The sequence below is a fragment of the Cupriavidus sp. H18C1 genome (assembly GCF_049311595.1).
Taxonomy (GTDB): Bacteria; Pseudomonadota; Gammaproteobacteria; order Burkholderiales; family Burkholderiaceae; genus Cupriavidus; species Cupriavidus cauae.
Window position 1 is genome coordinate 2,437,501 of the sequence record NZ_CP186008.1, and the last position, 11,612, is coordinate 2,449,112.

At 66.0% G+C, this 11,612-nt stretch carries 8 protein-coding genes and 2 rRNA genes (1 of these 10 running past the window's edge); 8 read left to right on the forward strand and 2 right to left on the reverse strand.

The window, feature by feature from the left end:
- The 3 genes from OJJOAM_RS11360 to OJJOAM_RS11370 all read left to right on the forward strand — a co-directional run.
- Positions 1 to 1,162 (forward strand): 23S ribosomal RNA (locus OJJOAM_RS11360) (it extends 1,819 nt beyond the left edge of the window).
- 112 nt (positions 1,163 to 1,274) lie between these two features.
- Positions 1,275 to 1,388 (forward strand): 5S ribosomal RNA (gene rrf / locus OJJOAM_RS11365).
- A gap of 726 nt (positions 1,389 to 2,114) precedes the next feature.
- The gene (locus OJJOAM_RS11370) at positions 2,115 to 2,627 is read left to right on the forward strand and encodes a DUF3047 domain-containing protein (protein ID WP_422648007.1); all 513 of its coding nucleotides are present in this window, start codon (positions 2,115 to 2,117) and stop codon (positions 2,625 to 2,627) included.
- A gap of 71 nt (positions 2,628 to 2,698) precedes the next feature.
- Here the strand turns inward: OJJOAM_RS11370 and OJJOAM_RS11375 are convergent, their stop codons facing one another.
- Entirely contained in the window at positions 2,699 to 3,748 is a 1,050-nt protein-coding gene (locus OJJOAM_RS11375; protein ID WP_422648008.1) for a DUF2891 domain-containing protein, read from the reverse strand.
- 89 nt (positions 3,749 to 3,837) lie between these two features.
- A complete protein-coding gene (locus OJJOAM_RS11380) occupies positions 3,838 to 5,031 on the reverse strand; it encodes a M20 aminoacylase family protein (RefSeq protein ID WP_422648009.1) in 1,194 nt (397 codons plus the stop codon).
- A 489-nt stretch (positions 5,032 to 5,520) separates the two neighbouring features.
- On the opposite strand from OJJOAM_RS11380, the gene OJJOAM_RS11385 reads away from it, so the two are divergent.
- From OJJOAM_RS11385 to OJJOAM_RS11405, 5 genes are all read left to right on the forward strand, one after another.
- Complete coding sequence (locus OJJOAM_RS11385) at positions 5,521 to 7,110, forward strand: ABC transporter substrate-binding protein (RefSeq protein ID WP_422648010.1); 1,590 nt, start codon at positions 5,521 to 5,523, stop codon at positions 7,108 to 7,110.
- Positions 7,111 to 7,375: 265 nt separating this feature from the next.
- Positions 7,376 to 8,353, forward strand: coding sequence for an ABC transporter permease (locus OJJOAM_RS11390; RefSeq protein WP_422648011.1), 978 nt, complete (start codon positions 7,376 to 7,378; stop codon positions 8,351 to 8,353).
- 4 nt (positions 8,354 to 8,357) lie between these two features.
- Positions 8,358 to 9,344, forward strand: a complete 987-nt coding sequence (locus OJJOAM_RS11395; protein WP_422648012.1) for an ABC transporter permease — start codon at positions 8,358 to 8,360, stop codon at positions 9,342 to 9,344.
- A gap of 25 nt (positions 9,345 to 9,369) precedes the next feature.
- Complete coding sequence (locus OJJOAM_RS11400) at positions 9,370 to 10,371, forward strand: ABC transporter ATP-binding protein (protein WP_422648013.1); 1,002 nt, start codon at positions 9,370 to 9,372, stop codon at positions 10,369 to 10,371.
- Positions 10,372 to 10,376: 5 nt separating this feature from the next.
- Complete coding sequence (locus OJJOAM_RS11405) at positions 10,377 to 11,441, forward strand: ABC transporter ATP-binding protein (protein WP_422649575.1); 1,065 nt, start codon at positions 10,377 to 10,379, stop codon at positions 11,439 to 11,441.
- Positions 11,442 to 11,612 lie beyond the last annotated feature (171 nt).

Consider the following 11,612-nt stretch of genomic DNA (forward strand, 5'->3'; position numbering starts at 1 on the left):
CAGAAGGGTGACGGGGTTGCAATAAAATGGTGGCTGCGACTGTTTAATAAAAACACAGCACTCTGCAAACACGAAAGTGGACGTATAGGGTGTGACGCCTGCCCGGTGCCGGAAGATTAAATGATGGGGTGCAAGCTCTTGATTGAAGTCCCGGTAAACGGCGGCCGTAACTATAACGGTCCTAAGGTAGCGAAATTCCTTGTCGGGTAAGTTCCGACCTGCACGAATGGCGTAACGATGGCCACACTGTCTCCTCCCGAGACTCAGCGAAGTTGAAGTGTTTGTGATGATGCAATCTCCCCGCGGCTAGACGGAAAGACCCCATGAACCTTTACTGCAGCTTTGCATTGGACTTTGAACCGATCTGTGTAGGATAGGTGGGAGGCTTTGAAGCGAGGACGCCAGTTCTCGTGGAGCCGTCCTTGAAATACCACCCTGGTTTGTTTGAGGTTCTAACCTAGGCCCGTGAATCCGGGTCGGGGACAGTGCATGGTAGGCAGTTTGACTGGGGCGGTCTCCTCCCAAAGTGTAACGGAGGAGTTCGAAGGTACGCTTGGTACGGTCGGACATCGTACCTAAAGTGCAATGGCAAAAGCGTGCTTAACTGCGAGACCGACAAGTCGAGCAGGTGCGAAAGCAGGACATAGTGATCCGGTGGTTCTGAATGGAAGGGCCATCGCTCAACGGATAAAAGGTACTCTGGGGATAACAGGCTGATACCGCCCAAGAGTTCATATCGACGGCGGTGTTTGGCACCTCGATGTCGGCTCATCTCATCCTGGGGCTGTAGCCGGTCCCAAGGGTATGGCTGTTCGCCATTTAAAGAGGTACGTGAGCTGGGTTTAAAACGTCGTGAGACAGTTTGGTCCCTATCTGCCGTGGGCGTTGGAATCTTGACGGGGGCTGCTCCTAGTACGAGAGGACCGGAGTGGACGTACCGCTGGTGTACCTGTTGTCTCGCCAGAGGCATCGCAGGGTAGCTATGTACGGAAGAGATAACCGCTGAAAGCATCTAAGCGGGAAACTCGCCTGAAGATGAGGATTCCCTGGAGCCTCGAGCTCCTTGAAGGGTCGTTCAAGACCAGGACGTTGATAGGCTGGGTGTGGAAGCGCAGTAATGCGTTAAGCTAACCAGTACTAATTGCCCGTAAGGCTTGATCCTATAACCAGTGCGTTTAGATCCGCTGGTGTTGCCGCACACGTGCCATACAGCACAACCCGACGCTACATCCCAATACGCCAGATTGGCCCAGCCAGTCCGGCAACCCTTTATGCCTGGTGACCATAGCAAGTCGGAACCACCCCTTCCCATCCCGAACAGGACCGTGAAACGACTTCGCGCCGATGATAGTGCGGACTACCCGTGTGAAAGTAGGTCATCGCCAGGCTCTCCATCCCCAAAACACCCCAGATCTCCCAAGGTCTGGGGTGTTTTGCTTTGTGGCGGCGGGAAAGAAGACGACACAGACAACTCCCGCCGCGCAGACGGAATACAACAGATCGCCTCCGTGCGTGAAGTCACTGGTTCTCGCTCCGCATCGGCTCTGTTATGGTGTCGCTCGGCGCCGGCGCTTGCCCCACTTGTGGGCATCGCGGTGCCATCGTCACGCAATCAAGCCACGGCCCAACCAGGGGCGGGCAATCGGGAAGTTCGGGGGAAGGTATGGCCGCAAACATGGCCGGAATCATCGGCATGGGCCTGCGCAGGCCCCGGTTTGCAGGCGTTGTCCTGACGGCTGCGGCGACACTCGCGGGATGCGCGACATCCCCATTGTCGCCTCCCGACGCCGAGGCATCTGTGTCGAAGTCCCCCAAGGTGGCCAGGATCTCGCCGCTGGATTGCCGCAAGTTCCACCAGCGGCTGGCTGTCTCCACTGCCAAGTCGCTGCGGAACGAGGCATCGCAGCGCTCCGACTCCCCGGCCCAGCTTCGGAAAGTTAGCGACCAAAGCGAGCAGGAAGCTGCCGAGCCGATGCCGTTGCAGCAACTTCCGCTATTTTCGACATTCGGCCCAGAGCAGGCACTGCCGGTGGGCTGGCACAGCTGGACCGTCAACCGCAGCAAGACCCCCACGCAATACGCGCTGACCGAGGTCGACCAGCGCGTGGTGCTGCATGCCCGCGCCGATGGCTCCGCGTCCGGACTCTATGTTCCCCCTCAAACCGCGGGATCCCGGCAAGCTGCGCTGGGCCTGGAAGACGCGCGACGTCATTGCCGACGGCGACAACGCCAGCGGACCCCGCGAGGATGCGCCGCTACGGGTGTTCGTTGCCTTCGACGGCGACAAGAGCACGCTGTCGCTGAAGGATCATCTGATGGACGAGATGGCGCGGCTGATGACCGGGCGGGAGATGCCGTACGCGACGTTGATGTATATCTGGGGCGCCAAGCGTCCGGAAGGTACGGTCATACCGAACCCGCACACCGAGCGTGTCCGCATGATCGTCGTGGACTCGGGCACCCGGCACGCCAGGCAGTGGCGTTGCCACGAACGCGATCTGCGGGCGGACTATCGCGCCGCCTTCGGCAAGGAGCCGGGCCGGCTGTTGGCCGTCGGCATCATGACCGACACCGACAACACCAAGAGCCAGGCGGAAGCCTGGTATGGCGACATCGCGCTGGACTAGTGTGCGCAGGTCCGGCGCGTGCGCGGCCGGCAGGGGGGGCGAGCCCAGCAGGGCAGGCGTCGGTGGCGAAATCAGGGGACCACGGGATCGGTCAACGCCAGCGCCGCGAACGATGCCAGCCAGTGCGTCCCGACATAGTCCCCGCTGACCGCCTGCGCCAGCGACGCGTCCAGATGATCGACCCACGCACCCGCTGCCTTTACCCGCAACGGTTCCGGCATCGACGGTCCGAGCAGGCGCCAGCACCAGGCACGCGACAGGTTCAGCCCGTCCAGATGCACCAGCTTCGGATCGGTGCGATCGCCAACCACCACCGGTGTCAGCCACGTCGCCAGGTCGGTCGGTGCCGGTGCAAACATCTCCCACCATTCGGCGAACGCGCAGTCGTCCAGCACCCTGCGCATCAGCACCGCTTCCATCAGGCCGCCTGACAGGAACTCGTCGCCGCCCGGCTCGTAGCGGGCGGGGTAGCGCTGGTCATGGCCGAACCACCGATGCGCCCGTCGCGCGATTGCGCGGCGCAGTGCCGGATGGCTGTCCGCGCGAGCATAGCCGTCGGCCAGCACCAGCGCGAAGGCGCTGTTGGCATGCGTGCCGGTGCGGATCGGAAAGTCGGCGATATCGAGATAGTCGGTCAGCCGTCCGGCGAGATACGTCGCCAGCGGTTCGCAGGCGCGCGCCCAGCGCTGTACCTGTTCGTCGTCGCCCGGAAACTGGCGCAATTCCGCCTGCAGCCGCAGGATCCACGCCCAGCCATAGGGACGTTCGAACGTGCCCGAGCCCGACCGCCGGAAATACGCCAGCTCGGCTTCGACCGCTTCCGGCCGCCACTGGATATCGAGCGTCGCGCGGATCGCGCCCGCTTCGGGCAGGTCGGGCCGGTGCGCCAGCAGCCGGACCAGCAGCCAGTGCATATGCACGCTGGAGTGCCAGTCATAGCTGCCGAAATAGACGGGATGCAGCGTGCGCGGCTCGGCCAGGTCGCCGGCGCCCATCATCATGTGGTCGACCCGGTAGGGATAGGGCCGCAGGATGTTCTCGAGCGCGACCTGCGCGAAGGCGCTGGCGGTGGCGAGATCGAGCGCCGGCAGCGCCGGCCGGGTCGTGGCCGTGGCGGCCATACCGCCAGCATCCGTCCCGCCCGCGCCGCTCATGCCCGCCCCATCCGCGCTATCCGAACCATGCACGCCGCTCACGCCATTCACACCATTCACGCCGGCGCCAGCCATTTCTCGACCAGCTTGACGAAGAAAGTCGAGCCCACCGGCAGGATCTCGTCGTTGAAGTCGTAGCTGGGGTTGTGCAGCATGCACGGTCCGATGCCGTGGCCCGCCTCGCGGTGCCCGCCCTCGCCGTTGCCGATGAACAGATAGCAGCCCGGCCGCTCGAGCAGCATGAAGGAAAAGTCCTCGGCGCCCATGGTCGGTTCGGTATTGGCGTCGACGTTGTCGACCCCGACCAGCTCGCGCGCGACCTCGACGGCGAAGGCCGCTTCGGCGGCGCTGTTGACGGTCGGCGGATAGTTGCGGTCGAAGCTGAATTCGATGGTGCAGTCGAACGCCGTGGCGACCGCGCGCGCCACCTCTTCCATGCGGCGCTCGATCAGGTCGAGCACCGGCAGGGTGAAGGTGCGCACCGTGCCGCCGATCCACGCCTCGTTGGGCACGATATTGGTGGCGTCGCCCGCGTGGAACTGCGTGACCGAGATCACCGCCGCGTCGATCGGCCGCTTGTTGCGGGTGATGATGCCCTGCAGCGCACCGACGATCTGCGCCGCGGTGAAGACCGGATCGTTGCCGTTATGCGGCATCGCCGCATGCGCGCCCTTGCCGCGCACGACGATGCGGAACTCGTTGCTCGATGCCATCAGCGGGCCGGGGCAGGTGCCGAACGAACCGGCCGGCATGCCGGGCCAGTTGTGCATGCCGAACACCGCGTCGCACGGAAAACGCTCGAAGAGCCCGTCGCGGATCATCTCGCGCGCGCCGCCGCCGCCTTCCTCGGCCGGCTGGAAGATCAGGTTCACGGTGCCGTCGAAGTTGCGGTGCCGCGCCAGGTAGCGGGCGGCGCCGAGCAGCATCGCGGTATGGCCGTCGTGGCCGCACGCGTGCATCTTGCCGTCGTGCTGCGAGCGGTGGCCGAAGGTATTGGCCTCCTGCAGCGGCAGCGCGTCCATGTCGGCCCGCAGGCCGATGCTGCGCGTGCTGCTGCCGTTGCGGATCACGCCTACCAGACCCGTCTTGCCCAGGCCGCGGTGCACCTCGATGCCCCAGTCGGCGAGCGTGCGCGCGACCACGTCGGCGGTGCGCTGCTCCTCGAATCGCAGTTCGGGATGAGCGTGGATATCGCGGCGGATCGAACGGATCTCGTCTTGCGCCTGGAGGATTTCGGGGATCAGTGTCATGGCCGTGGCAAGAGCGGTAAGCGGTGATAAACGAGAGGGTAGAAAACCAGGGCGGAAAACCCCGGCCGGCAAACCGAATTGGGGAAAACAGCAGGGGTGAAATATCCGGATCATACGACGCCGCGCCCGAATGCGCCAAAACCATCACGGCGCGAGGTTTCCCCGATAACCCGCCCAATGGCGGCCACCATGCCGCCCAACATGCTGCCCAACGCGCCGCCCGGCATACGGCCCCGACATGCCGCCCCGACATGCCGCCCAATATACCGTCGAATATGCCGCCCCCATTCGGCGCGGTATCCACCGGAGGTGGGTTTCCCCGCATTGCAGCCGGTGCTTCTCTACTGGAACAGTTAATGCTTGCCGTACCGCGTCCGCGAGCCGGGCCCCGCTTGTATCACGACGCCTGCACCAATTTGCGGCGTCGCAGCTTGCGACGGTCACAGGCCGCTCGTTATAGTTGCCCCCACTTTTCGGGAGAATCGCTCGATGCCGCTTCGCCACCACCAGAAGGCATTTGCAACCGCTCTGCTCGCCGCAGCCATCAGCTTCGGCGCCGGCGGTCAGGCACTGGCAGCCGATTTCAAGCTGGCCATGAGCTCGCCGCCGACCTCGATGGACCCGCACTTCTACAACCTGTTCTCGAACATCAACGTGTCGGAGCACATCTTCGACAGCCTGATCAAGATGGACGCGGACAGCCGCATCATTCCGGGCCTGGCCGAGTCGTGGAAGCTGGTCAACGAGACCACTTGGGAGTTCAAGATCCGCAAGGGCGTCAAGTTCCATGACGGCTCGCCGCTGACCGCCGAGGACATCCTGTGGTCGCTGGACCGGCCTGCGACGATCCAGAACAGCCCCGGCAAGTTCGACGTCTACACCAAGGCCATCGTCGCCAAGAAGATCGTCGATCCGAACACGATCCAGCTGATCACCGCGCAGCCCTATCCGCTGGTGCTGAACGATCTGACCTCGATCTTCATCGTGCAGAAGAAGGCCACGCAGGGCCTGAACTCCGACGATTTCGCCCAGGGCAAGGGCATGGTCGGCACCGGCCCGTTCAAGTTCGTCAGCTACGCGCGCGACGACCGGGTCGAACTGACGCTCAACCCCGACTACTGGGGGCCGAAGCCCGCCTGGGACAAGGTGACGCTGCGCTTCATCCCGAACCCCGCCACCCGCCTGGCCGCGCTGCTGTCGGGCGACGTGCAGGCGATCGAGAACGTGCCGACGCCGGACCTGCCGCAGGTGCGCAAGAACCCGAAGCTGTCGTTCTTCTCGAAGATCTCGCACCGCGTGATCTACCTGTATTTCGATGCCAAGCGTGACAAGTCGCCGTACGTCACCACCAAGGACGGCCAGCCGATGGACAAGAACCCGCTGAAGGATGCGCGCGTGCGCAATGCCATCAGCATGGCCATCAACCGGCAGGGCATCAAGGACCGGCTGATGGAAGGCCTGTCCGAGCCGACCAACAACCTGGTGCCGGCGACGCTGTTCGGGCATAACCCGAACCTGAAGACGGTCAAGTACGACCCCGAGGGCGCCAAGAAGCTGCTGGCCGAGGCCGGCTATCCGAACGGCTTCGGCGTGACGCTGCATACGCCGAACAACCGCTACGTCAACGACGAGAAAATCGCGCAGACCGTCGCGCAGAACCTGACGCGGATCGGTATCGCCACGCGGGTCGAAGGCATGCCGATGGCAACGTACTCGTCCAAGGGCATCAAGCACGAGTGGTCGTTCGGCCTGCTCGGCTGGGGCGCGCAGACCGGCGAGGTCAGCTCGCCGCTGCGCGCGCTGCTGGCGTGCGAGGATGCCAAGAAGGGCTTCGGCACCACCAACTGGGGCGAGTACTGCAATCCGAAGATGGATGCGGTACTGGAGAAGGCGCTGTCGACCGTCGACGACGCCCAGCGCTCGAAGCTGCTGCAGGAGGCGACCGCGATCGCGATCAACGACGGCGGCATCATTCCGATCCATCAGCAGGTGACCACCTGGGCCACGCAGAAGGGCATCACCTACGTGCCGCGGACCGACGAACGGACCTACGCGCACAACTTCAAGCCGCAGCAGTAACCGCTGGCGGCAGGCTGTTCACTTGACAGCCCCGGCGCGCGCGGTGCCCAATGGCGCCGCGCGCCCAACCGGCCCGCGCCGCGCAGCCGGCCCCGCCGCCCGCGGGTCCGGCGATGCGCCGATCGCCACGAAAACAGCCGCCCGGCGATGATCGGGCGGCGATAGCCGTCAGCCGGTGCCGCGTCCCGCCCCATGCCTTCGCGCGATCCCTCGCGCGGGCCATGGCGGTGTGCGGCGCCGGCGGCGAAGGAAAAGCGTCCCGACTATGCTGGTCTTTATCATCCGGCGCCTGATGCAGAGCGTGGTCGTGCTCTTCGTCATGTCGCTGCTGGTCTTTCTCGGTGTGTTCGCCATCGGCAATCCGGTGGACATCCTGATCAATCCGCAGGCCGATCAGGAAGACATCAAGCGCACCATCGCCGCGCTCGGCCTCGACAAGCCCCTGTGGGAGCAGTACTGGATCTTCCTGACCAATGCGCTGCAGGGCAATCTGGGCATCTCGTTCGCGCACGGCACGCCGGCGCTGAAGCTGATCTTCGAGCGGATGCCGGCGACCATGGAGCTGGCGATCTCCGCCATCCTGCTGGCGATCGTGCTCGGCATCCCGCTCGGCCTGTGGGCCGGCCTGCGGCCCAACGGCATCGCCGGCAAGTCGATCATGACGGTGTCGATCCTCGGCTTCTCGCTGCCGACCTTCTGGGTCGGCCTGATGCTGATCATGGTGTTCGCGGTGCAGCTGGGCTGGCTGCCGTCGAACGGGCGCGGGCAGACCGTCTCGGTGCTCGGCATCCCGGTCAGCTTCCTGACCGTCGACGGCATCCGCCATCTGGTGCTGCCGGCCGTCACGCTGTCGCTGCTGAATATCGCGATGGTGATCCGGCTGACGCGCGCCGGCACCCAGGAGGCGATGCTGCAGGACTACGTCAAGTTCGCGCGCGCCAAGGGCCTGTCGAACACGCGCATCGTCGGCGTGCACGTGCTCAAGAACATCCTGATCCCGATCGTCACCGTGATCGCGCTGCAGTTCGGCTCGATCATCGCCTTCGCCATCGTCACCGAGACCATCTTCGCCTGGCCCGGCATGGGCAAGCTGATCATCGATTCGATCCAGCTGCTGGACCGGCCGGTGATCGTCGCCTACCTGATGGTGATCGTGACGCTGTTCATCCTGATCAACCTGGCGGTCGACATCATCTACAGCGTGCTCGACCCGCGCGTGCGCATCGCCGACAACAAGGGCTGATCCCATGACCATCGCTACGCAACCGGGCACGCCGGACGGGCTGCCGGCTCCCACCACCGATATCCCCGCCGGCCCGCCGGGCACCCCGACTGGCACGCCGTCCACCGCGGCGGGCGTCGACACCCCATGGCGCCGCTTCGCCCGGCAGTTCTTCTCGAGCAAGATCGCGGTGGCGGGCCTGGCCGTGCTGATCGCGATCGTGCTGATCGCGATCTTCGCGCCGTGGCTCGCGCCGCAGAACCCCTACGACCTGGCGACGCTGGACGTGCTCGATGCGCGCCTGGCGCCGGGCGAGGTGGCCGGCAACGGCATGACCTTCCTGCTCGGCTCGGACGAGCAGGGCCGCGACATCCTGTCGGCGGTGATGTACGGCCTGCGCATCAGCATCGGCGTCGGCGTGGTCAGCACGGTGATCGCGCTGGTGCTGGGCGCCACGCTGGGGCTGATCGCCGGCTTCGTCGGCGGACGCGTCGAGGCGCTGATCATGCGCGTCGCCGATCTGCAGCTGTCGTTCCCGCCGATCCTGCTGGCGCTGATCCTGCTGGCCTTCCTGCGGCCGGGCATCGGCAACATCGTGATCGCGCTGGTCGCGGTGCAGTGGGCCTACTACGCGCGCACCACGCGCAGCGCCGCGCTGGTCGAGCGGCGCAAGGAATATATCGAGGCGGCCACGTGCCTCGGGCTGCCGGCGCGGCGCATCATGTTCCGCCACCTGCTGCCCAACTGCCTGCCGCCGCTGATCGTGATCGCCGCGCTGCAGGTGGCCTCGGCGATCACGCTGGAGGCCACGCTGTCCTTCCTCGGCCTGGGCGTGCCGATCACCGAGCCCTCGCTCGGTTCCCTGATCTCGAACGGCCAGCAGTACATGCTGTCCGGCAAGTACTGGATCAGCTTCTTCCCCGGCATTGCGCTGGTGATCACCATCGTCGCGATGAACCTGGTCGCCGACCAGCTGCGCGACGTCCTGAACCCGCGCCTGCAGACGCTTTAAGAGACGCCACAAGGGGGAGTACCGGATGAGCGGCAAACCAACACTGCTGGTCGAGGACCTGGAGACGCATTTCTTCACGCGCGGCGGCGTCGCCCGCGCGGTCGATCGCGTGTCCTTCTCGATCGGCCGCGGCGAGATCATGGGCCTGGTCGGCGAGTCCGGCTCGGGCAAGTCGATGACCGGCTATTCGATCATGGGGCTGATCGACCCGCCGGGGCAGGTGGTCGGCGGGCGCATCGAGCTGACCAGCCGCGACGGCGTCACGCGCGACCTGCGCAGGCTGACGCCGGCGCAGATGCGCAACGTGCGCGGCAACCGCATCGCGATGATCTTCCAGGATCCGATGATGACGCTGAACCCGGTCCTGCGCATCGACACGCAGATGATCGAGGCGGTGCTGGCGCACGAGAAGGTCGACAAGGCGGTGGCGCGCGAGCGCGCGCGCAATGCGCTGGCGCGGGTCGGCATTCCCTCGCCGGAGGAGCGGCTGCAGGCCTATCCGCACCAGTTCTCCGGCGGCATGCGCCAGCGCGTGGCGATCGCCATCGCGCTGCTGAACAAGCCCGACCTGATCATCGCCGACGAGCCGACCACCGCGCTGGACGTGACGATCCAGGGCCAGATCCTCTACGAGATGCAGAAGCTGTGCCGCGAGTCCGGCACCGCGCTGATCTGGATCACGCACGACCTGTCGGTGATCGCGGGGCTGGCCGACAGCGTCTGCGTGATGTACGCGGGCAGGATCGTCGAGGCCGGCGACGTGCGGCAGGTGCTCGAGCGTCCCGAACATCCCTACACGCACGGGCTGATCGGCTCGGCGCCGTCGCGCAATCCGCGCGGCACGCCGCTGCGGCAGATTCCCGGCATGACGCCGTCGCTGCTGAACCTGCCCGGCGGCTGCGCCTTCCGCGAGCGCTGCCCGCGCGCCACCGAGATCTGCCGCACCGAGCCGCCGCTGAGCAGCACGCCCGACGGACGGCGCCTGCGCTGCTTCCATCCGGTGCTCGAAACCCAGGAGGCCGCATGACCGGCATGACCGATATGTCCGTGATCGACGCGCCCGCCGCCGGGGCATCGACCGCACGCCCGGCGTCGGCGAGCGAAACGCCGCTGCTCGAGCTGCGCGGCGTCTCCAAGCGCTTCGTCAAGTCGCTCGACGCCGCCGCCCGCATCGCCAATCTGTTCGGCGCGCATGCGAAGGAAGAGGTGGTGCACGCGGTCGACCATGTCGACCTGTCCATCCGCGCCGGCGAGGTGGTCGGCCTGGTCGGCGAATCGGGCTGCGGCAAGTCCACGCTGGGCCGGATGGCCGTCGGCCTGCATACGTTGACCGAGGGCACGAGGCTGTGGAAGGGCGTGGACCTGGAGCAGCTGCCCGCGGAGAAGAAGCGCGAGAAGCAGCTGGCGATCCAGATGATCTTCCAGGATCCGTACGCCTCGCTGAACCCGCGGCTGCGCGTGCTGGATATCGTCGGCGAGGCGCCGGTGGTGCACGGCATCGTGCCGGCCTCGGAGCAGAAGGCCTATGTGGAGGAGATGCTGACCCGGGTCGGCATGGATCCGACCGTGCTGCGGCGCTTCCCGCATCAGTTCTCCGGCGGCCAGCGCGCGCGCATCGGCATCGCGCGGGCGCTGGCGGTCAGGCCGGAATTCCTGGTCTGCGACGAATCGGTGGCGGCGCTCGACGTGTCGATCCAGGCCCAGGTGTTGAACCTGTTCATTCGGCTGCGCGAGGAGCTGAACCTCACCTACCTGTTCATCAGCCACGATCTGGGCGTGGTCAAGCACATCAGCGACCGCGTGGTGATCATGTACCTGGGCCGCGTGGTCGAGTCGGCGCCGACCGAGCAGGTATTCGCCGCGCCGAACCATCCGTACACGCAGGCACTGCTGGCCGAAGCGCCGAAGCTGGAGGTCGGCAAGAAGACCTATGTGGCGATCCAGGGCGAGATCCCGTCGCCGCTGCATCCGCCGTCGGGCTGCCACTTCCATCCGCGCTGCCCGTACGCGATGCCGCGTTGCCGGGAGGAGGCGCCCGCGCTGAAGGAGATCGCGCCGCTGCGGATGTCGGCCTGCCATCTGAACGACCAGCGCTGAGCGGCTCGCCGTACGGCCATCGGGGCACCGTCAGGCGGCCGTCCGTGGGCCATCGGTGAGGCGCCGGCGGGGCCTCGGTGGGCCGGTCGGCGGCGCCTCGGTGGGCCGGTCGGCGGCGCGGTGGATGGGTCGTCGGCCTGGCCGTCGGCGGGCGCCGGGCCCCGCCCGCCC

What these genes read in the sequence shown, in the direction of transcription:
- OJJOAM_RS11370 (WP_422648007.1), top strand. Translation starts at nt 2,115, where the DNA reads ATGCCCGCGCCGATGGCTCCGCGTCCGGACTCTATGTTCCCCCTCAAA.
- OJJOAM_RS11385 (WP_422648010.1), top strand. Translation starts at nt 5,521, where the DNA reads ATGCCGCTTCGCCACCACCAGAAGGCATTTGCAACCGCTCTGCTCGCC.
- OJJOAM_RS11400 (WP_422648013.1), top strand. Translation starts at nt 9,370, where the DNA reads ATGAGCGGCAAACCAACACTGCTGGTCGAGGACCTGGAGACGCATTTC.
- OJJOAM_RS11395 (WP_422648012.1), top strand. Translation starts at nt 8,358, where the DNA reads ATGACCATCGCTACGCAACCGGGCACGCCGGACGGGCTGCCGGCTCCC.
- OJJOAM_RS11405 (WP_422649575.1), top strand. Translation starts at nt 10,377, where the DNA reads ATGACCGATATGTCCGTGATCGACGCGCCCGCCGCCGGGGCATCGACC.
- OJJOAM_RS11380 (WP_422648009.1), bottom strand. Translation starts at nt 5,031, where the DNA reads ATGACACTGATCCCCGAAATCCTCCAGGCGCAAGACGAGATCCGTTCG.
- OJJOAM_RS11390 (WP_422648011.1), top strand. Translation starts at nt 7,376, where the DNA reads ATGCTGGTCTTTATCATCCGGCGCCTGATGCAGAGCGTGGTCGTGCTC.
- OJJOAM_RS11375 (WP_422648008.1), bottom strand. Translation starts at nt 3,748, where the DNA reads ATGGCCGCCACGGCCACGACCCGGCCGGCGCTGCCGGCGCTCGATCTC.